This is a genomic window from Rufibacter sp. JT20002, assembly GCF_056491185.1.
The window spans coordinates 15,033-37,064 of sequence record NZ_JBSZJY010000006.1; the positions used below are offsets into that span (position 1 = coordinate 15,033).

The 22,032-nt window shown below is 43.2% G+C and carries 18 protein-coding genes; all 18 read right to left on the reverse strand.

Annotated elements, in window-relative coordinates:
* Nucleotides 1-9: 9 nt before the first annotated feature.
* The 18 genes from ACW9SV_RS21365 to ACW9SV_RS21450 all read right to left on the reverse strand — a co-directional run bounded on the left by ACW9SV_RS21365 (nucleotide 10) and on the right by ACW9SV_RS21450 (nucleotide 22,008).
* Nucleotides 10-1,476: a lipopolysaccharide biosynthesis protein gene (locus tag ACW9SV_RS21365; protein WP_479558817.1), complete on the reverse strand. Its 1,467-nt coding sequence runs from the start codon at nucleotides 1,474-1,476 to the stop codon at nucleotides 10-12.
* Nucleotides 1,476-2,321 carry a polysaccharide pyruvyl transferase family protein gene (locus ACW9SV_RS21370; RefSeq protein ID WP_479558818.1) on the reverse strand — a complete coding sequence of 282 codons (846 nt, stop codon included), beginning with the start codon at nucleotides 2,319-2,321 and terminating at the stop codon, nucleotides 1,476-1,478. Before ACW9SV_RS21370 ends, ACW9SV_RS21365 begins: the two co-directional genes overlap by 1 nt.
* A gap of 150 nt (nucleotides 2,322-2,471) precedes the next feature.
* Complete coding sequence (locus ACW9SV_RS21375) at nucleotides 2,472-3,410, reverse strand: glycosyltransferase family 8 protein (protein WP_479558819.1); 939 nt, start codon at nucleotides 3,408-3,410, stop codon at nucleotides 2,472-2,474.
* 51 nt (nucleotides 3,411-3,461) lie between these two features.
* Nucleotides 3,462-4,658, reverse strand: coding sequence for a glycosyltransferase (locus ACW9SV_RS21380; RefSeq protein WP_479558820.1), 1,197 nt, complete (start codon nucleotides 4,656-4,658; stop codon nucleotides 3,462-3,464).
* A 60-nt stretch (nucleotides 4,659-4,718) separates the two neighbouring features.
* Nucleotides 4,719-5,483, reverse strand: a complete 765-nt coding sequence (locus ACW9SV_RS21385; RefSeq protein WP_479558821.1) for a glycosyltransferase — start codon at nucleotides 5,481-5,483, stop codon at nucleotides 4,719-4,721.
* A gap of 92 nt (nucleotides 5,484-5,575) precedes the next feature.
* On the reverse strand, nucleotides 5,576-6,433 hold the full coding sequence (locus ACW9SV_RS21390) for a glycosyltransferase family 2 protein (protein WP_479558822.1): 858 nt from the start codon (nucleotides 6,431-6,433) through the stop codon (nucleotides 5,576-5,578).
* Between the two features lie 191 nt (nucleotides 6,434-6,624).
* Nucleotides 6,625-7,518, reverse strand: coding sequence for a glycosyltransferase (locus tag ACW9SV_RS21395; protein WP_479558823.1), 894 nt, complete (start codon nucleotides 7,516-7,518; stop codon nucleotides 6,625-6,627).
* On the reverse strand, nucleotides 7,503-8,009 hold the full coding sequence (locus ACW9SV_RS21400; protein ID WP_479558824.1) for an acyltransferase: 507 nt from the start codon (nucleotides 8,007-8,009) through the stop codon (nucleotides 7,503-7,505). Before ACW9SV_RS21400 ends, ACW9SV_RS21395 begins: the two co-directional genes overlap by 16 nt.
* 162 nt (nucleotides 8,010-8,171) lie before the next feature.
* Complete coding sequence (locus tag ACW9SV_RS21405; protein WP_479558825.1) at nucleotides 8,172-9,374, reverse strand: glycosyltransferase family 2 protein; 1,203 nt, start codon at nucleotides 9,372-9,374, stop codon at nucleotides 8,172-8,174.
* 130 nt (nucleotides 9,375-9,504) lie between these two features.
* Nucleotides 9,505-10,551, reverse strand: coding sequence for a glycosyltransferase family 2 protein (locus tag ACW9SV_RS21410; RefSeq protein ID WP_479558826.1), 1,047 nt, complete (start codon nucleotides 10,549-10,551; stop codon nucleotides 9,505-9,507).
* A gap of 281 nt (nucleotides 10,552-10,832) precedes the next feature.
* A complete protein-coding gene (locus ACW9SV_RS21415) occupies nucleotides 10,833-11,777 on the reverse strand; it encodes a glycosyltransferase family 2 protein (RefSeq protein WP_479558827.1) in 945 nt (314 codons plus the stop codon).
* Entirely contained in the window at nucleotides 11,770-13,227 is a 1,458-nt protein-coding gene (locus ACW9SV_RS21420; RefSeq protein WP_479558828.1) for an O-antigen ligase family protein, read from the reverse strand. The genes ACW9SV_RS21415 and ACW9SV_RS21420 overlap by 8 nt, the downstream gene beginning before the upstream one ends.
* Nucleotides 13,228-13,369: 142 nt before the next feature.
* Complete coding sequence (locus tag ACW9SV_RS21425) at nucleotides 13,370-15,553, reverse strand: GumC family protein (protein WP_479558829.1); 2,184 nt, start codon at nucleotides 15,551-15,553, stop codon at nucleotides 13,370-13,372.
* The gene (locus ACW9SV_RS21430) at nucleotides 15,550-16,296 is read right to left on the reverse strand and encodes a TolC family protein (RefSeq protein WP_479558830.1); all 747 of its coding nucleotides are present in this window, start codon (nucleotides 16,294-16,296) and stop codon (nucleotides 15,550-15,552) included. Before ACW9SV_RS21430 ends, ACW9SV_RS21425 begins: the two co-directional genes overlap by 4 nt.
* A gap of 12 nt (nucleotides 16,297-16,308) precedes the next feature.
* Entirely contained in the window at nucleotides 16,309-17,469 is a 1,161-nt protein-coding gene (locus tag ACW9SV_RS21435) for a sugar transferase (RefSeq protein ID WP_479558831.1), read from the reverse strand.
* 11 nt (nucleotides 17,470-17,480) lie between these two features.
* Nucleotides 17,481-17,861 carry a response regulator transcription factor gene (locus ACW9SV_RS21440; protein ID WP_479558832.1) on the reverse strand — a complete coding sequence of 127 codons (381 nt, stop codon included), beginning with the start codon at nucleotides 17,859-17,861 and terminating at the stop codon, nucleotides 17,481-17,483.
* Nucleotides 17,862-18,539: 678 nt separating this feature from the next.
* The gene (locus ACW9SV_RS21445; RefSeq protein WP_479558833.1) at nucleotides 18,540-20,417 is read right to left on the reverse strand and encodes an ATP-binding response regulator; all 1,878 of its coding nucleotides are present in this window, start codon (nucleotides 20,415-20,417) and stop codon (nucleotides 18,540-18,542) included.
* A gap of 211 nt (nucleotides 20,418-20,628) precedes the next feature.
* Nucleotides 20,629-22,008 carry a sigma-54-dependent transcriptional regulator gene (locus ACW9SV_RS21450; RefSeq protein WP_479558834.1) on the reverse strand — a complete coding sequence of 460 codons (1,380 nt, stop codon included), beginning with the start codon at nucleotides 22,006-22,008 and terminating at the stop codon, nucleotides 20,629-20,631.
* Nucleotides 22,009-22,032: the final 24 nt, after the last annotated feature.

Sequence of the window (22,032 nt, forward strand, 5' to 3'; positions counted from 1 at the left end):
AGCCTTTCATCAGTTGTATACTTTTTGCTGTTTAAAAACCTTTGACTGTACCTTTTCCATCATGTATTTCCGGTAAGAATTCGGAATGAAAATATACATCAAAGAGCAATAGATAAAGGCTCCCAAAAGAATAAGGATACCTATTCTTACGATCACCAAAGTGCCATCCAGAAAGGTGGCGGCCTGAACTAAAGCCAAGGCCATGAGGGCGGCAGATAACAGTGCTGGCAGGATTGATTTCACATATTTGCTCCAGTGAACACCGGTCAGCGTCAAGGCACACCACACAGAGACAGGATAAAGCAAAAATGCCCGACCCGCAAAAGCCAAAGCTGTGGCCAGCAACCCAAACCGGGTAAACAGAACAAAGGCGATCACATTAGAAACCGCATACAGCAGGGTTAACCTTGCTTGCCACTGGGGCTTGTTTTTAGCCACCATGATACTTTGGTTATAATACCCAATGGACGTCAAGAACCCCACTAACGTGACCACCTGCATAATGGGCACAGACATTAACCACTTCTCACCCAAAAGCAGCAGGGTGATGTCTTTGGCAAGCACCGTGATACCGGCAAAGACTGGGGCGGTAACCATAGCGGTAAGGGAGGTAGACTGCAGGTATATCTTAGACAGGCCTGCTTCATCGTTCTGGAGTTTGGAAAAAGCCGGTAGAGAAACACGCAGTAAAGCGGTAGAAATCACGGTGTTCAGGGTGCTGGAGATCCGCTTGCCGGTTGTGTAGATACCCGTTGCCACCGGTCCCAGGTAGTACGTCACGAAGAAGACATCACTATTCTGGTTGGCCGCATTGCTCAGATTGGTTAACGCAATGTACTTCCCAAAGCTCACAATTTCCTTGTAAGAGTCTTTAGAAACTTTTAAACCAGGTCTCCAGGTTGTGGTAAACCAAAGCAGCATCAATTGGCTTACCGCGGTGGTTAACTGCTGGGCCAGGACACTGTAAACGCCATAGCCTTCTAACGCTAGATAAACACCAATAGCCCCACCCAAACTGACCGATATAATAGACCGAAGAGCAATGGTTTTAAAGTCCATCCGGCGGCGGAGCCACATCTCATGCACGCTTGACAGCCCCGTGGTCAGGATAATAAAACTGGTAGCCCGCATCACCAAGGCCAACCCTTCAGAGGATGTCAGGGATTCAAAGAAAGGAGCCGTAAAGAAAAGGAACAGAAAAGCTGGCACTGAGCAGCCCAGGCACATCCAAAAACCGGTGTTATAATCCTCATCTGTAGGGTTCTCTTTCCTGACAAGCGGGGTAACAATGCCATCATTGATAACAGCAATGAAGATGTTTACAAAAACGAACGAGAAGGAAAGTAAGCCAAAGATCTCAGGCTCAAGAATACGGGCCAACACCACAAACACTGACAGCGTGATGACCTGCCGGAAAAGGTTATCTATAATAGCCCAAACTGTACCTTTGAAAAATGTTTTACCAGAACTACTCATTACTTGGAGGTATTTTTCTCCCAAAGGTCAATTGGAAAGGCATTCAACAACTTCTGGGCATCAAACTGAATGGGTGCCATCCCTCCCATTTCCAATGCCTCCGCCACGGAGGACGCAAAGGTTATGTCACCTCTCCCCGTTCCCTTCAAGTAGTCATTGTACTTGAAAAGGTTCTCGGTCTCGGTGAACCGGATGTAGCAGGCAGGGATTCCAAAAGCCTCGGCTATGATCAGGCCGTGCAAAGAACTGGCAATGACAAACTCCGCCTTCAGGATTTCCTCCACACATCTATTCCAGCCCCAGATAGGAGAAATAACATTCTCCAGTTTAAGTGATTGGACGGTTTTCAGGTCATGCAAATTGGGAACTACCACATACCGTTTCTGCGGGTCTTTCTTGAATCTGCCGGGAAAGATATGGGGAAGCAGTAAGGCCGGGTCTCCGTATACTTCGGGAACAGCAATGCCCCGGTTCTGGAGGAACTCTCTGGTTAACGGACCTCTAACCGCTCGCACATCCAACTTGGTAAAGGTATGTTCGTTTACGTCTACTTTCCCGTTTACCCCCGATCCCCAGATAACATCATTATCATTGGCGAAATGGAGCACAGACCCGATGCCTACTAAAGTGCGTGAGGTAGCGGTTTCTTCCTCTAATAGATGGTTTCTGTCTGCCAATATCTTTGAAACCACCACCTTTGAAAGATGGTCTCCAAAGTTCTGGGTGCCGTTCAATGGTTTCCAGTAATACAGCTGCACATGGTTATAATTCAGCTCTTCTGACGGAACATCATCTACGGGTCTATTAAAAGAGAACTTCTTTTTTATTTTTTCAGACAGAAACATAAACGCTTATCTATTGTGAGGACTTATCTATTGTGAGGAATAAAGAACAACTAAAGCTGTTCTTTATTGAATAAAGATAATATAAAACTAGACTTTATCGCTTCTTCAGTGATTTTCTAAAAGCAGGCAAAAAGCGCCATAAAGCCTTCTTCAAAACAAACCTTCAAAAACGCTTACCCCTCCTAAAATCACCACCTGATAAAAGACCTTCTTGATCATTTTGCGAACCTTGTTTCTGGCTTTGGCAAAGTAGATTCTGGAAGCACTTATCTGGCTTTCCCCTTTCCAGGGAGTTAGGTTTAGGTAGTCATAGAATACCTCTAAGTATTGCTGGTTGTAATTGTAGGATTTGTAAATGGGCTTGGTAGACATGAAGTGGATGATATTAGGATCTTCGTGATCCCCTTCGGCAAAATAATTCCACAACACGTCCAGCTCAAACCAGTTATCTGCCAAAGAAACATTTAAGCCGTATTGATCTGGGAAGTTAGCGAACTCTTTGTTTTCCTTTATGCAATCTAGCACCTTGCTGGTGATGTTTGCCGCTTTCCACTTTTTGATATCAATCATTAATAGGCCTGTGTTAAAGTATTTTGATTCCCCGTTCAGGCCTAGTTCTTTGTAATTGACTACTCCTCCCCATCCGCAGTCAATGGTTTTAACCCGTGAATCTGTTACCGCGGCAATGACTTTGTCTTCAAGATCGATGTTCCACAAAGAACTGATGTCTCTCTGCACAATCATGTCCACGTCCAGGTAAATCACCTTTTCTATCTCCTTTGGAAGAAAATAAGCGATAAAGAGCCTCATGTAAATATTCAAAGGCCATGAGCTTTTATCTAAGGGTAATTCTATTCCTGAAGGAACCGCATCCTCCATTTTAATCCAGTGAAGGGTTGTAATCTCGGGGTTTATGGAAGAGGTTAATTTCTGCTTTGTTTTATCTTTTATCCGATCTTCTACAACATAAAAATTTAATTTCTCCTTAGACGTATGGTTGATTTCAATTGATTTGATAAGCGCTGCCAGTAGAATAACGTAGTGGTCATCAGAAACAACAACAATTGAGATGGGGACAGAACTGCTCATAAAGAGAACTTTAACTTACACATATGCTCATACACTTGATAATAAGTGTGATTACTGAGTAACGCTTTCCTTTTCAGGATAAATGGAGTTCAAAAAGACAGAGACGACATTTGACCAGGTGAATTGTTCAGCAAACGCTTTCCTTTTTTCCTGGTCAGGTATATTGTTCTCACTTAGAGCCTTTTCAATTTGACTAAGGTAGTCTTTGATTCCAGTAGCCAGATAGGTATGTTCTTCAAATACCTCCCGCATGGTGTTGGTAGAAGTAGCCACTACGGGTTTACCCATGGCCAGGTACTCCACTACCTTGAGCGGGAAATTGCTATTGGTAATCTCGTTCAGGATTTGAGGGTTGATACAAACATCAAATCCTTCAATGTAAGCCGGCACCTCTTTGGTATGTTTCATCCCCAGGAAATGCACGTTAGGTAGCTGATGGAGCTCGCTTGCCTTGAATTCCTCATCCTCTTTCCCGATAAAAACAAAGCTCCAGCTTGGTCTGGCCTTGGCCATTTCCACCATTAGGCTTAAATCTAACCGTAAGGTGATCAAGGCCCCGACATACCCAATAATGGGGCCGGGAATGCTGGCCAAGTCTTGCGGAATGGTTCTTACCACTTTAGACACGTATTGGCTGGCATCAAACCCGTTTCCTATGTAGAAACTGTTGTTATTGTATTTTTTGGCCCTTTTCGTAAAATCATAGGAATTACAAACTACCGCATCTGATTTCTGCATGAGTTTTGGTTCTAGGCTTGCCCCATGCTTTCTCCAGTAATCTAAGCCCAGTGTATAATCCCGGTCCAGGTAGACATACTTTGTGGGCTTTAGGATCTCTTTGAGATAATAGCTCCGGAAAATGTCTTTGTCATTCACCAACACGAAATCCTCAAAGCCCAATTCATCCAAAGCTTCTTGGATATCCTTGCCTAACCGCTGGTTATTAACTCTATTTAAAAGAGAGAAAATAGGGGTAAAAGGGACCCAGTTGATAGATTCAATAACCCTTCTGGGGTTCAAAGCCCAAAGGTTTGGTCCCAAGGCCTGTAGGGTCTTCTTTTTAGATTTAATAGCCTCAATATGGGCCTGTACAAACTCATCGTTATGTGAAGCCAACGCCGTGCGTCTGTCAATAGGGGAATTCACATAAAGTACCTTATGGTTCTTAGCCAATTCCTTCGCCAGACAAGTGGAGGTTGATTCCCGATCTGTGTTTATTCTCTGCAGGCTGACAAAAACGAAGTTCATGGCAATAGGACTAAGAAATCAGGTATAAAAAATCTTTGGTTCTGTGGGGTCTCAAGTGAGTTATCTTGCCAGATGTATGTCAAAATTATACTTCACTTGCCTGTAAATATCTCTTATCAGGGAGATGACCGGGTGGTTACTGTTAGTCCAACTGCTTCTCACAAATGAGCTTGGCTCCTGCTCTGTATTGTTTTGGGTAAACAAAGATTGGTAGTCATTGTAAAACAGTCCTTTTCCTTTCTTCCGGATAAAAGACACGCACATAGTGTATTCACAATTATCACTGCTTCCTTCCTCTTTGTACCGGCCAAACTTCTCCAGGAAGTTACTTCTTCTTAAATGCGGATGGTCGCTGTAGAAATATACCTTCTTATAATGGGGGGCAAACGGGTAAATGTACATTTCGGAAAAGCCTTTCCCGAAAGGCCTCAAATATGGATAAAGGAGGTAGGAATAGTAGCGGATAATATCTAAATCCTTATGCTCCTCCATTATCTCCAGGCTTTCCTTGAGTTTTCTGAGAAAACCATCCTGAGGCTCAAAATCCTCCTGGATATAAAGGGTGTAAGGAGTGCGAACCGCGTCCTGCCCTTTGTTGATATTATTCCCTAATCCTCTGTTTACGGGGGTGGTTACTAAGTTGAACTGGTATTCCTCCTGCAACTCTTGCAGCTTCTTCATGTGCTCGGGTTTGCTGGCATCGTCAGACACCACAATCTCTCCGAAGGCACATCCATAGTTCCTAAAGCTTCTTAATAGTCGCTCTAAAGAAGTACTTCTATTATAATGGGTAATTAATAAAGTTACTTCTTTGAAGGTATACATTTCACTTCCCATTTATTGAAGAAATTACAAGGATTTTTAAATACCTTATTTGTAATGATTTTCAGAAAACACCCCTAAAACAGCCTATATGACTATTTATTGGTCATACTTATATTTTTAGGCATTTTGGTATTGAAGTGATTTTTGAAGCGCTTCACTTCCTTTATGATTCTGGCATTAAGGGCTTGGGAAAAATTCCCGCTCCGTTGTAAGGTGCGAGGGCTTGTCCAGGCACGGGCTCTGTTAGATCTTACCTGTTTGATTTTGCCGTATTTCATCAACCCAAGGCACAATTGACCATCATCGCCCCAGAAGTTGGTTTCTATAAAACCAACCTTCAATCCATACTCTTTCACATACCCCATGCTCAGGCCATAAGCATTGTAATAGGGACGTTTAAGGTGTCGTATCTCAGAAATCACGTCTTTCAAAGACTCTAAGATGTATAATTTCCATCTCGGGAAACCGGGTTCGCTGATGAAGGAATAGCGTCCGTACACGCAAACTACCCCGGGTTTCATCAGAACTTTCATCATGTCATCTACCCAGCAGGTAGGATAGTAACAGTCCGCATCGGCCAGAAGAATGTACTCGCCCTCCGCATTTTTTTGCCCTGTTTGACGTGCTGGTCCACATCCTTGCTTGGCCTCAAACAAAGATTTCACGTGCAGTTTGTCAACGGTGTCCTGGGTCCTGTCCTTTGAGTTGTTGTTGATGACAATGATCTCAAAAGGAATTTTGGTTTTCATTCTGGAAAGGCTCGCCACGCATCTAAGAATGTTTACCTCTTCATTCCAGGCAGATATCAAGATACTGACCAAAGGTCTTTTACTTTGAACCTTATCTAAATCTGCGTTGATTCTATCAAACACCTGGGCTGGGATGTGCTCAAAATTCTCGTAGTCAAACTTCAGGTGGTTGATCCAGTCAGGATTTGTTGTAACTCTCATGCGGTCCTTACTTTTGATGATTCACAAACGGACTATATCATTAAAAGTTTAAATAATTTCTATGTTAATGAATAACAAATATAGACTATTTAAACCATTACTACAATTAGTTTAACTATTTACTTGTATTATTATATTATTATGATACTCGAAAATAGCTCCCCACGCTGCTAGACCCAATTCCTGGGTTCTCATTGTTTGTTATTCCAACATTTTTGGGTGAGCGCCAACGCTAAATCATTTTTCAAAATCCTGCATTTCAGATACCACCACCGTAGAAAAAGCACAACTGGTACTTGTTGTTGCGTCCAACTAGAACGAGCCATGGTGCTTGGCTCTGCCGGAGTATTCTTTTGATCGAATAGCGCCGTGTAGTCTTCAAAATATACCCCTTTGCCTTTGTTTTTTATGAAAGACAGGCACATTTTGAACTCTGTGATATCCCCTTTTTTACCTTCCACATACTTCCCAAACTTTTCAAAGAAATTGCTGCGTCTCAGGTGGGGGTGGTCACTGTATTGGTAAAACTTCAAATGATCAGAAAACCAGGGCTGCCCCTTGAAGATCATCTCAGAGAATCCCTTTCCAAAAGTTTTTAGGTAGGGATATTTAAAATAGGCGTAAAACCGCACCAGATCCACATCCTTTTGGTCCTGTAAAATCTTCAGTCCATTGGTAAAGTTTTCAGTAAAAGCGGGTTTAGGCACAAAGTCTTCCTGCACATACAAAGTATAAGCCGTTTTCACGGCACTCTGGCCTTTGTTCATGTTATGCCCCAACCCTTTGTTTACCGGCGAGGTAATCAGCCTGAAATTATACCTTTTCTGGAGTCGCTTTAAAGCCATCAGATGCTCAGGTTTGCTCCCGTCATCTGACACCACTATATCTTCAAAAACACAATGCAATTCATAGAATGACTTAAGAAGGCGCTCTAATGATTTGCTTCTGTTAAAGTGAGTTATCAACAAGGTAACGTCATGAAAATAATGGTCTGGGTTATCCATGGTAGCTACATCCAGGAATTCGAGTTCTATCCATTCTTTTGAATAAGTGCAGGTTTCCGTAGTGTTCAGGCTTTCTCCCATCGTGCCGATTCAGGGTTATAGTGTTTGAGTATTTTTGCGGGATTACCTCCAACAACAGAATATGGAGGCACGTTCTTGGTCACTATACTTCCGGCCGCTACCACAGAGTGTTTCCCAATGCGTACTCCAGCCGTAATTACTGCGTTTGCTCCTATCCAACATTCATCCTCAATCACTATCTCACCAGTTGTACAGGGCTGATCTTTGATCGGCACCCCCACCTTCTCGTATCCATGGTTTAAGCCTGATATCACCACATGCTGTGCAATGATCACGTGGTTACCAATACTTACCGGTCCAATTATCACATCAAACAGCCCCACAAACGTATCGGATCCAATGTGTACCGGGCCCATTCCGTTGTTGATGACTGCGTAATCTTCTATAACAGAGTTTTTGCCCACAGAAAATGCATTGAAAGGCAAAACATCTAACCTTGAGTTATTTCTAAAAACAGCATCAACTCCTTTCTTGTGGTAAAAGGGATTCATGAAGTGCCGCACCCACCAGCGTGGCTTTGCCTGGTTCCGGGGCATAAGCAGATAAAGCGCTAATGATTTCAACCGGGCGTCTGTCTTTATTTTCTGAACCAGAGTCAAGGTATTTCTAGTTTAAGGTTGATGAAAAAATCAATTCTACTGCGGCACCAATGCTTAATTTACTTCTACTTCATGCGGCACCACCAAGGCCGGGCTTACGGCCCTATCGGCTTTCTCCCAGGCTGCTGGCTGGGCATTTCTAATAAACCGCATAAACCCTAGGAAAACAGCCACATTCATCATGGAAAAGTAGAGCGGAAGCAGCAACACCTTTATCTTCTTCCCTTTCAGTTCTGCCCGCCAACCCATCCAGGAGGCTGCATAGAAAAGTACCTGGGCAGCAAAAAGGAGTTTTCCGAAATCATCTCCCTGCCAGGCTAGGGCAGCGCTGAGCGGAATCAACAACGCCAGCATCAGGGGAGCAAGGCTCCAGCGCAACACCCTGTGTGATAGGTACAGGAAAGTGACGACTGGCTGCTTGAACGGGTTCAAGAGCGAACCTAACCGTAGCATTGATTGCCAACCACCCGCACAAATCCGGACCTTGCGCTTCATTTCCTCAGCGATGGAAGTAGAGGGTGTTTCCGAAGCATAGGCCAAGGGCTCGTAAACCACTTTGAACCCCTTTTCTACAATCCGTAAAGACTGCACAAAGTCATCTAAGATAGTATCTTTTTCCAAAGGCTCATACAAAGCAGTTCTAAAGGAAACAAGTTCACCAGCGGCACCCATCAGGCTGTAAATCTGGGAATCGCAGCGCTTCAGGAATGACTCGTATTTCCAGTACATTCCCTCGCCCGCACCAGGTGCTGATTCCAATGCCAAAACTTTTTTCTCCCCAGATACAGCCCCAACTTTTGGGTTCTGGTAATGCTTCACCATTTCCCGTACCGCCTCTTTGTTCAGAAATGAATTGCAGTCCGTGAAAATGACAAACGGCGTCTGGACGTGTTGCATGGCACGGTTTTCCGCCATGGCCTTACCGCCCCGAACAGGCGAATGGAGATGAAGGATCTCCGGATAACTAGCCAATACATCCGCGGAATTGTCGGTAGATCCGTCGGTGATAAAGACTATCTTGAGTTTTTCTTCTGGATACTCCAAAGAAAGGCTATTCTCGATCTTGCTTTCCAGGATTGAAGCTTCATTGTAGGCAGGCACTACTAAGGTTACTTCTGGCTCAAAGTGCCTCAAGGGTGCTTCCTTTCTGCTCGCCTTTACTATTTTGGCCCAAACCCAAGCCACCATTGCATACCCGAAATAGGTATAGAACACAATGGCAATGGCAAACCAAACAACTCCTTCTAAAACTTGCATAAGGGGTACGTTTTAGCTTGAACTACTGGTTCTTTCTATAAGCATTAAGCCCACTAAAGAAACCAATTAACAGGAAAACTATGGCCGGGAAGGTAAAAATCTCAAAAGGCATATGGGTAAGGATTGATGGTTAAACTTCAGTTGAAACAGGTTTTACTTTGTGGGGGGTGGTCAAGAAAGAAGTCTTGGTTTTCTTTATTTGGAAAAGAGCTTTCACCATGCAAAACAGCGCGTAAGGCAGGTTGATAATCGCTTTCGATAATCTTTTATCCCGGTAGAACCGTCCGGGCAAGGCGGTAAATAAGGCCGCACTTAACATGAGTAGCAAGACCATCCAAAATGCAGGAGAAGGACCAACTGGCAAAAACAGAGAGGTTAGAAAAAAGAAGCCTAAAACGCCGATCAGTAATATTCTGGGAACCAAAAAAGCTTGTACCACTTTGTTGAAGAATTCGCAGTTTCCGTTTTTGAATAATTGTACCACTCCCTCCAGCGCATACTTTTTCAGGAACTCAATTTGAGCGGCTATCCACCGGGTTCTTTGTTGGGTAAAAACCTTAGCGTTCTCTATCTTCTCATCATAGACGTACACCTGGTCAAGGTAGCAAATCCGTTCCTGATCTTTCACGATCCTGAAGTCCAGTTCTTTATCCTCGCCCACCGTTTCCCCAATGCCTTCTAACAGCTTTTTCAGGTACTTGAAATCAAAGGCCATTCCAGAACCGATCAAGGCCGAAGACATGCCAATCGCATAGTGCCCCTTCCGGTAAATATGGTTGTTGATTTCTTCATTGCAGGCATCCAGAAAAGCAAAGGAAGTTTCCATATTCTTGGCCGTTCTGTGTGCCTGTACCACTTTGTAGCCGGCTCCGAATGCCTTGTTCACTTCCTGCAAGAAATGAGCGCCCATAATATTGTCAACATCCAGAATGGCTACTATATCATATTTGTCTTGCGGTAAGGCATCAAGGGCGGCTGACAGGGCTTTGCCTTTGGTGCTCTTTTCAAAAAACACCTCAATAACGCCCACGCCATTAGCCTCTAACTCAACAATAGTGTCAGGTTCCAATCCGTCGGCAATCACATAGACATCAAACTCACCGGAATAAGCGTGGCGCAAGGCAGCTTTACTGGATTCCAGCACAACTTCGTTTTCGCGGTAAGCGGGGATCAGCACACAAAACCGCCTATCTTTTTTAAGCCGCTCCTGCAGGGGTTTAATCTTCAGATGACCTGCCACAGAGAAAAACAGCAAATAACAGCAATTCAACAGGAGATAGATTCCTATGCCGTAAAGGACGAAATCGGATATGGTTCCTAGTAATGACATTGAAGAGTTTAAAGCTCGTTTTTACAAAATCAGGGTAAATCCAACTAGTTGAACTTTTCCTTAGGAGAGGGGGAAACCACAAAATCAATTTATGCTGCCCTGTCTCCAGATATTTTTCCAGCGAAATTCTAGGGGAGTACTAACTCCTGGCTAGACCGCTGGTGAATGTTTTGCAGGCTGCTAGCATGCACGTTTCTGGCAGTCAAATGCCACCACAAACCCCGTATAATGGCTTTCAGGTGTTTTCCTTCCAGCCTGATACTGAACTCCAGCATTTTCTTGGGAATGGCTGCCAAAAGAAAGATGATCAGGCTGGTCCAGAACGGCCCGCCGCTTATGTTCCTTCTGATGAAAAGCAACCGGTTCCGGTTCATGTAATAGGTCTTGAGAACAGATGCCTTTCCAACAGAGATCGATTCTTTGTGGTACACTACCGAAGGTGCCACATAGTGGCAGGTATAACCCGCCCTTTTGATGATCTCGCACCAGTCCAGCTCTTCATAGTACAGGAAATACAGCTCAGGCATGAGACCCACCTTCTCGATGACCCGCATGGGCACCATCATGGCGGCTCCGTCAGCTAAAACAGTAGCCCTTGAAACATTATGCTGTCCCTTGTCTTGTTCAAATTGCCCTATGGTGATGCTACGGCCCGTCCAGGGGTTGATCCCTTTAGACCCGGCATACTGAATCATGCCGCCCGTCTCAAAATAAATAATCTTGGGGGAGGCTATCCCTGCCCTTTGATCATTTTGGAAGAGCTCCACCATCGGTTCCAGAAAACCCGGCTGCACTTCGGTATCATTGTTCAAGAATAAAATATACTCACCGGTTGCCTGGGCTATTCCCAAATTGTTTCCACCCGCAAACCCCAAGTTAACAGTAGATTTAATCAGTTTCACTTCTGGGTACAGCTCTTTGATGATGGTTGGATCATCGGTGGGTGAGGCATTGTCCACCACAATGATCTCGATATTCGGATAAGTCACTCGCTTGAGCGAGGCCACCATTTCACAGGTGACTGCCGCCTGGTTGTAATTAACCGAGATAATGGAGACTAAAGGCTTAGGCATGAGCTTCTAGAGACTGTGTTTCCGAGGGCTGTGTTTCTCTGTCAAGCTTAGGGCCTAAGAAAACGAAAGCCCAGGAAATGTAGATGATCATGGAAGAAGGCATCATGTTCATGATCTCGTTACTGTAACTACTGATGATGATCCCGGTAAAGCCTGCCGTAAGTGCCATCAGCTTAAATTTCAATCCTTTATCCTTGGTACTCCAGACAATCCCGCAACTTTTGCCTATGATGTACATCATCAGACTTATCCAGATGATGAAACCTGGGGTACCAAACTCAGCCCAGATCTTTACCCAGTAACTGTCTGGCGGAATAGAGGCGAGATACGTTCCTTTGTTATAGTTACGTCCGGTAAACCCGATCGCCCCTACCCCTCCACCAAAGGGATTGTCACTTAAGAATCTTTCAATTTTAACCTGGTTGTCAAGGCGGGCGTTAAAGGAGGCATCGTGCGGTCTAAGAGCAGAGCGCATCCTTCTTATCTCAAAGTTGCCCTGTCCGATAGAGGTGTATTTGAGGAAGCAGAAGCCTGTCACCAAAATCACGAGGGCTATGGATGCTACCTTAAAGTTTTTAGTGATAAAGACAATTACTCCTAACCCGATGAAGATAGTGAACAATGCCCCCCTGGTACCAGAAATAGATTCTCCATATAGAAAAGCCATGGCGGCTAATCCACAAAGGACTCTTTTCCAGATCTTGAATGGACCGAAGGCTAACACCAGGGCTACAATGAATAAGTGTGCTTGTGATGCCCCAAACTGGCTGGCATCTGTATAGAACGAGAAGGCCCGTAATTCCCCGAAGATCAAGTGGGTTACATACCCTGAGGTGGTCAACCAGGTCTGCTCGGCCTGGGATAGCCCGAACTTAACTTGCTTTACTCCATTAAGAGTGGCAAGCAAAGACATGGCAATGATTAGAATCAGGAAGAAGTTAAGGTCTTTTCTGGTGTTGAAGAGCATCAGGCTGAGCGGAACGGAAAGCATCCACAGCAATGGATACCTGAAGTCTAGCATCCAGCCCATGTAGTTTGATCCTGCCGGGTTAAATAACTCCAAAACATAGATCATTGTCCAAAGGAACCCCAAAACGCAGATCTCTTTGTTCAGATTAGTCCAGTCGTATTGCTTGGTGGTGTGAAAGACGATCCCTAACCAAGTCAAACTCAGCAAGCCTTCCACCACATAAATGAAGGGGAAGTTACCAATCTCCCTGGCTAGCAGGTTGAAGATGAAGCAGTAGATGATGAAAGCGGCAAACCCAACTTTGGGCTGTTTAAAGACAGAATAGAGGAAAGGAAGAACCAAAAGGATGGCCAGCATCAATCCAGGTACTAGAAACCCCAATTGAGCGGTTAACCACCCAATCCCGACAGCCGTCAGAGCGATCAAGGGTATTAGTAGACTGAATGCCTTTTTATCTGAAGAGATTTCAAGTTGCCTCATGGAAGTTTGATTTTGCCCTGATTTTCATCATGAACCGGTTAGGTTTTTTAGATCCTCCTCTCACCCCTATCGCTTGTCATCGGGAATGAGAGAAGGATCCTATGATAAAATCAATTATTAAATATGGTATACAATACTTTTACTAAACCGTCTCCAAAGCTGGTAATCCTTTAGGAGCCGGAAGTACCTTCTGGTCCTGAAGCACTTGCTTAGGTCTTACCACCACCATCTCCTTGGCATCGTCTGGGTGCACAGAACTCAAGACCGTCTCAATTGGTGCGTTGGTAACTTTCTGGATGTTCTCAAACATGGTCTTGTCTGACTGCTGCCATACTCGGTTTGATTTTACCGTTAACAGTACCAGGTCAAGATGCTTGAACAATGACACTGGGTAGGTATCTTCCAGAAGCGCTGGGAACTCTACCAAGACAACTGCATTGTTAAGGTAATCAAGGCCGGCTACATCTGCGATGTTGGCATCTGACAGAACCCCTTGAAGCGGAGAGTAGAAGGTGCTGTGTCCATCAGAACCAAGCATCCCTTTATGGGTTTCAGGCAGAAGCACTTGGGTTTCTATGCCCATGGAGATCAGGTTGTTTGCCAGTGCTTTGCAAAGAGCTGTTTTGCCTTCACCAGATTTGCTGCTCAACACGCCTACCACAAAAGGATAAGGAGATTCTTTTTGCTTCATTTTAAGAATAAGCTGGCGGGCAAGTTGATCTTCTGCATTTTGCGCAAGCTGCAACTGTTTCGTGCTGGAGCTCTCAGAGGCAGGTAGCACACCAAAGATGGGGTATTGCATTTTCTTCACCGCCACTGATGGTTTCCGTAAAGACTCATCCAGTAACTCGCGGGCTAACAGAACTCCTAAAGTGATCAAGAACACACCAATAGAACCGAAGAGGATCAGCAGGACACGAGTTAGCTTTGTTGGGCTGCTTGGCATGTAAGGCGGGTCAATCACCTTCAACTGAGAAGCCATCTCGATATTCTGCAGGTTAAGCTTGCTTTGGTTCAGTCCATCCAACTGCGCCAGGTACTCCTGCTCAGCCATGGTCACTTCACGGGTCAGTTTTCTATTTTCGTCCCCAAGTGGCATCAGCTTAGTGTACTCCTGGTTGTAATTTGATCTCTGCTTGTCAACCAAATTACGCTTGCTTTTCAGCTCCTCAATTAAGAAGGTGGCTCTTACCCAGTCATTCAACAAAGGCGTAGTTGGCAGCCCCTGAACAGTGTGGGTGTTGTTGTAGTGCTTGTCTACTGAGCCCATCATTTTCTTAGTCAAATCATCAGCCTCTTTCTGCAGACTATTTAATCTGCCTGCCTGGGCATTGCCTGCAGCTCCTTTGTTCAACAATTCAAGTTCTACAATTTCGGTAGTTACTTTAGAGAGCTTGTTTTTCAACTGGAGTACTTCCTGGCTGTACAGGTTTGGAATACCTCTGTTTTTCAGGCTTTGCTCCAGTGATCTCAAAGTAGACAAGGCACCTGCGTACTCTATCTCCAAGTCATTCGCTTTGGTCAATAGAGAGTTCTTTTCGGTAGTTGTGCTTCCAACCTGGGTGTTGTAGTCAATAATACCGTTAGCCTCTTGGAAACGCAGTAAGTTTTCTTCTGCATTTTTCAGCCTGTCCTGAGCTTTTTGGGAAGTTTGGGCAAAGTGATTCACAACAGACTCTGCTTGCGCGGTAAACAAGGTTCTATGCTTTTCAAAGAGAAGCTGCGTTAGAATCTCCAAAGTGTTTTTACACTGAGCAGGATCTCTGAAGCTGTAAGTGACTTGCAAAAGATCACTGTCCCCCATCCGCTTAGACTCCAATGAGGTAAACGCGTCCCCAGAATAGCCCAATTCACTTGTGTAGATTACATCTCGGATTGGGTTGCTAGGCGTGGCGTTGAAGTAGGCTGAGAGGTTTCTTGAGGTTTCCTCCACAGTGGCACCAACCAATCTTCTTTTCAAAGAAGCAGGTACCATTTCCTGCAGTTGGTTGTAAGCTTCTTCCCCAATCACATTTGGATCATGTTTCTTCATCATCAAATGCGAGGCAAGCAAACGGAAACCTAATTCATCTCTTAGATCTCTAGAGTCCAGGATGGAGATAAGGTTAGCGAAACCATCTTTTGCTACTTTGTACTGGGTACTGGTCTTCGTTACATCACTGATGTTATACCCTGAGGCAATACCGGTGTATATGGTAGTTCCTGACTTATATTCATCTACTTGGTCTTTCGTGAAGAAGAAAATAGAGGCTGCCGTTACGGTGGTGATTGCCACCAGCAGGAACCAGTTCCGGTTTATTAATCTAAAGATTTCTATTAGTTTCATTTGCTTTGTATTAAGTCGATTATTCTAGTTCCAATTGTTTCTTCCATCATTAAGAGCTGGGTCTCATAGTTAACCTTAGCTGTTTGTAAAGCAGTAGCAGTGTTGCTGTAAGCTTGTTGCACATTTGACATGGCATCAATCTGAATCTCACCGCTTTTGAACTGCTTTTTAGCTAACTCATGGCTTACCACTGCTGATTGATAAGCTTGCTGCTGAAGCTCTAACTGAGACTTTGCCAGGACAAGGCTTTGGTACAAAGTGATTACCCGAATCCGTACTGCTTTCTCCGTTAATTTTCTACTGCTTTCAGCCTGAGCAATGGCCAGATCTTGGTTCTTTACTAGATTATGCCGGCTAAGCAACTGGCCTAATGGCAAAGACATTGAAACGCCTACATTGTAACGTGCCCTTAAAGGAGCGTCAAATGCATTGAAGGAATTAATTGGTTCACCATTGGTGCTGTAGTTACCCATGCTACCGTAGGTATATGAAGAGTTGATGGAAAAGCCACTGTAGAAGTTTTTCTTGACAATTTTTCTTTGTTCAATAGATGACAATTTGGTGGCTTCTGCATTCTCTAACTCCCCTGAATTGGCGATGGCTGCTTCAATCAGAATGGGAAGAGCGTAATCAGATAAGAAGAGTTTCTTCTCCCAGTCTGCTCCCTTGGCAGGGGCGGCAGTTTGGGCAGAGGCCACCAAACCATAAAGGGCCATCAAGAGTGCAAGCGAAAGTTTTTTCATATAGTGTATTTATTAAACATTTTCTTTTTGAAACATGGCGGGAACCGTTTTGAGAAGGATGTATAGGTCCTTTTTGAGGGAGAACTTTTTGGCGTATTCAATGTCCAGTGCCTTCCGTTCAGCCTCAGACATATTTCCTTTGCCTCGTTTACTTACCTGCCAGAGCCCTGTGATACCAGCCGGGGCAATAAACCGTGCCGCGTATTCATCTGTGGTGATCTTTTCGGCTTCGTAGATGGGGAGGGGCCTATTCCCCACAATGGACATATCTCCTTTTAAGACATTGTATAATTGAGGAAGCTCATCAATGCTAGTATTGCGGAGAAACATCCCCAGACGGGTTACCCTGGGATCATTCACGATTTTGATGAAGGCCGGACCCGTCTTGTTTTTCTTTGATTCTATGTATTGGTGTTCACATATTATCTTTCCGTGTTCGTTAATCAGTTTATTTGAACACTCAGCGCTTATTTCTAAGCAGGAGGCACATAAGGAGTACTCCTCTTCTTTTTGTTCCTTTGCTTTAGGTTTGTATTGGTTGAAGGCTTTTATAGAATCTAACAGTTGATCTGCATCTTGCCGCATTGACCTGAACTTCCAGAACTTGAAGATCTTATACCCTGTACCTACCCTGTAAGAGTAATAGAAAGCAGGTCCTTTAGATTCTAGTTTTATCAAAAGTGTTATAATCAACAGGATTGGAGAAAGGCAAAGAAGGGCGGTGGATGCAACCACTATATCAAATACTCTTTTCCCTAAAGGGTATCTGTATGCGTAGGCATTTTCAATTTTTGAATGCACCTCCATCTTTTTTGCTTTTGCCAAGTAATCTAACCGCGTGCTTAGCTTTTCTTTGTCTGGCTGCTTATAGAAGATATCAGAAACACCCGCAGCCATTAACATCTTTTGTAGCGTTGAAGGAACCGGGCTACTTGCCAACCAAATCACTGGGATTGTCCCTTCAAATTTCTCTTTTATTGTTCTTAGCAGATTGATGCCTAATGGAGAACCTGGGGCCGATGCATTTATAATTACATCATACCGAACACCTGCTTCTAAAGAATTCAAAAAGAATTTTGGGTTGTCAAAATGCTCGATCTCTATGCTTTGGCCAAACTCAGATTTAAATCCTAAAGCCTCCTGAATGTCTGGTGATAGAAATACAACCCTCATACTCGTATGTATTATGAAATTTTTACTCTTTTAAGCACATTCTTTATTCTAATCTCCAGTTCTTCAGGATTAAATGGCTTAATCATATAATCATCGGCGCCACTTTTCAAACAAAGAATTTTATTTCTGGACTCTTCTTTGCCAGAAAGCATTATCAGAGGTATATCCTTAAATAAAGTACTGGCTCTTAGTTGCATAATAAACTCCAAACCATTCATAAAAGGCATTTCAAAATCAGCTACAATTGCATCAATATGATTGCCATCCTCTAACCAAGCCATGGCTTCCTTTCCATTCGATTTTACTACCACATGATAGTCTTTGGAGAAGTAATGCTCCAGTATCAATCCTATGGTAGGCTCATCGTCCACAATTAATATACACTGTTTCATCTTTTATTTTTTTTATAACATCTATGAAATTACCGTGCCAATATAATTTTTGTCTTAAATTTTAGTAGTAGAGTATAATTGATGCTGTTCAGGACCTTTCATTGTCCCAAAATGGGAAACCAGTTTCCATTATGGGATATTTATTATTATTTATGGCTTTTATTATATTATGTTTATTAAGATGAGGGGGATACTTACTTGAGACTACAACCCCAGAGCTGTTGCATTTAGAAGTGTAATAACCTATTGATTTAATCTATTTGAGGTAAGTTATCTCAAGCCTTGTGCGTGATTTAAAACGATTTTAATTATATGATAGTGAACTATTTAAATTTTGGTGTACAACATTTTGAACTTTTATAGCGAAGTAATTCTAGAAAACAGATTGAATTTGGGCGTAATAAGAGGATGAGATATCCTATAGATGTGAACTAATAATTTTGATCTACGCTCCAGATCAATACGACTTTAAGTAAATCAGGCATAAAACGCGAGAATAAACCAATGAACGCTTTGTAGTTCAAAACTGTACCTCTGCGACGACCTTACTCCTGAATTGTTTTCTACTTAATCTAAAGACTTGCTATATAATTGTTTATTACCTATAAACTTTATGACATTCTAAAATATCTAATTAAAAAATAAATCTTATATCATTTAGCACCATCGAAATCAGCGTCAAGTAACATTAAGCTCTGTATTAAAAACATCAATTACTTTTTGGGTTGTATCCCGCACAACATTCATTAGTTTGCTTAGCTCAGACAGGTTTGTCTTAGAGTTAGATACTTCCTCAATTTTTTTCATTGCTTCAGCCGCCCGGTGAACTTTAATGTTTCCATAGGTTGATTTAAGGCTATGCGCAATCAATGCTACGGTATCCCAATCTTCCTGCTGGATTGCGGTTGATAATTTAGATAGTTGACCTGGAACAATGTCAATGAATAGCTTCTGCATCTTCTTGATAAAGACTGCATCCTCTGCCATGCTTCCTAGCCCTGAGAAGTCATATAATGGTAGTTCTTGGTCATTTGAAGTTCTGCTATGCCTTGCTTGTTCCCTACTGTTGAGCCCTGTGTTTCTTGAAATACACAAGTATAGGTCAAAGGCGTGGTAAGGTTTTCTCAGGTAATCAGTGAAGCCAGAATTTTTGTATTGAACACTTTCAAGTAATTCTGCATCAGTTGTGAATGCAACGATGGGCGTAAGTTGATTAGGTCCTCCTGAGCTTCTGATCACAGAGGCAGCTTCAAACCCATCCACGTCTGGCATTTCCAAGTCCATTAAGATAAGGTCATAGCTTGATTTTGAGGCTAACTCTATTCCCTCTTTTCCATTACTGGCTATATCAATCATGGTATCCCAGTTTTGCACCTGGTGTTTAACCAACGCCTGGCTACTCTCGTTGTCATCCACTAAAAGTAACCTCAACTGAATGGAGGTTGCATCGTGTGGGCTTTTGCTTGGTTCAAAAACCTGCTTAGTTTCTACCCGCTGGTTTTGACTGATTGGGAAAGGAAGAATAAACTCAATGCTAGCTCCTTGCTCGGCGTTTTCGTTTAACCAAACTTTCCCACCCTGGAGCTCTATGAGTTTTTTACAAGTATAAACCCCTAAATCAACGCCATTTCTTTTGTACCTCTCATTTGACTTAAGGTCCTTTTCAGAGCTGAAGAATTTGGTTAAGAATTCTGAGTTTTGATCTAGCCCAAGATTGCTGAGAGAGAATTGCAGGAACAGCATATCCTCTAATCGTTCTTGCTGAGAATAGGACAGCCTTACCTCTCTGCTCTTTGTGAACCTAATGGCACATCTAATTACTTTGGTTAGAACCAGGTTCAGATAAACAGGATTGATCTCTATTAAGGGAAGGCTTGTGGAGGGTTCGTTCAATAAGAGGGTTACATCGTGGGCAGCGGCTTTTGGATGAAGCGTTTGTACCACATCTTTGATAAAAGCTACGACATCTACTACTTCGGTAGCAAGATCTAGGGCGCCAGCCTCAACCCTGGCATATTCCAGCAAATCCTTAGGTATTTCCAGAATGTAATCAGAAATAGATAATACGGAGTTGAGGTATCTCTTTTGGTCTTTGCTTATAAAGGTTTGTTTAAGCAACCTGATAAGGCTAATAATGGCACTGATGGGGGCTTCAAGCTCTCGGCTAACATCCGCAAGAAACTTCTCTTTGGCCGAAAACGAATCTTCAGCCAGTTGGATGGTTTCTTTTAAATAAGTGATTTCTGCCGAAGTAGAAAACAGAACCCGTTCTCCATTCTCTCCTAAAACAGCCTTTTTAGACGTGAGAAACCAAACCCCTCTCCCATCTTCCAGTTTGTAGAACTCCTCAATTTTACCTTCTTCGTCTGAATCAAGCACCTCCATGTCTCGTTCAAAGGAAAAGTCGAAGTCTGGGGCTCCTTTCTCAAGAATCTGAGATAAACTCAGTCTATGCAATGAAGCATACGCCGCATTTGCCCAGATGATTTTCCCTTTAGAATCTTTTATATATGTGGGATTGGGGCTTTCTTTGAAAATCTGACTAATAAACTGCATAACTTTTCAACTACAAATTGCTCCATCCCGCCTTGCGGCTTTTACTTACAAAAGCCTCCTTCCTTTATTTTTAATTTTATTAATCTTCACTATTCTGCTGTACCTGATCTTAAAGCATTAGGCTTGAAGGAACAAGCCTTTCATAGCTACCAAAGGAATCCTGCAAACCTTTACCTTTTAGACTCAAAACGTTGATCCACAATTTACAAGGCTAATACTTTTTCTGTTCTGGGATAAGGACATCTCCTTTTTGAATCATCCTGTAAATGGTAGATTTCCCAACCTTCAGTTTATCTGCCACATACACCACATTGTAGTTGTACTTATCCAGAAACTTCTGAACCGTTTCATGAATGTACTCATCCAAAGTTTTTTCCTCTACTGAACTGGTAGATACTGCCTTTTGTAACTGGATATCACTATCGGAAACCATCTTAGAGTCGGAGAGCACCGCAGCCAATTCCACTACCGCCTTCAATTCCCGCACGTTACCAGGATAAAGGTGACTCAACAGCTTCTTCTGAGCCTCAGAGGTAAACGCCTTCTCTTCCAAGTCGTTTTGCTTACAGAAATCCTTCAATACCTTGTGTGCGATCAGTAATATATCATGTCCCCTCTCTCTTAAGGGTGGAAGATGAATCTGTATTCCGAGTAATCTATAAAATAAGTCTTCTCTAAAATTGCCCTTCTTTACTTCATCAATCAGGTTACGGTGAGTTGCAGTGATGATGCGCACCTCTACCGGGATGCTCTTGTTTGATCCTACAGGGGTGACTTCCCGCTCCTGCAAAACACGTAGAAGCTTGGCTTGCAGGTTGAAACTCATCTCCCCTATCTCATCCAAGAAGAGCGTGCCTCCATTGGCCTCTTCAAACTTCCCCACCCTGCGGGAAGTAGCACCGGTGAAAGCCCCTTTCTCATGGCCGAACAATTCACTTTCTAACAACTCAGATGGCAAGGCCGCAATATTTACCGCTACAAACGGCATTTTAGCCCTTCTGGAGTTTTGATGAATAGCTTTGGCAATCAACTCTTTTCCAGTTCCGGTTTCGCCCGTTACTGTTACATTGATATTGTTGGCGGCAGCTTTCTCTACCAATTGGTACACTTTTTTGATGGGCTCAGAGGACCCCACCAGATCACTACCTAAGGAGTACTTCTGTTTTACTTCTTTGCGAAGCACCTCCAACTCCTGTTTAAGAGTTCTGTTATGTTTGATCTTTTCAACAATACTCCAAAGCCTGTCCTTTGTCTCCTCATTTTTGACAATGTAATCGTAAGCCCCCATTTTCATCAGGCTCACTGCCTTTCTGATGTCTTCCTGGCCCGAAATAATGATAATGTACGAATTGGGGCTCTTTTCCAGAACCTTCTGCAAAACCTCTTCTCCGGTGATAGAAGGCAGGTGATAATCTAGGGTAATAATGGTAGGAGCCTCTGTTAAACGGCTCAAGAATTCACTAACAGAGTTAAATACTTCAACCTGATGATCTGGGTTAGTGGAAAGATGATAGCTCAGGAACTGAGAGTACCAAAGATCATCTTCCAGTACAAAGATTTTAGCAGACGCGTCATTTTGCAGGCTAGACATGCGGACCAGAGTAAAATATTTGAT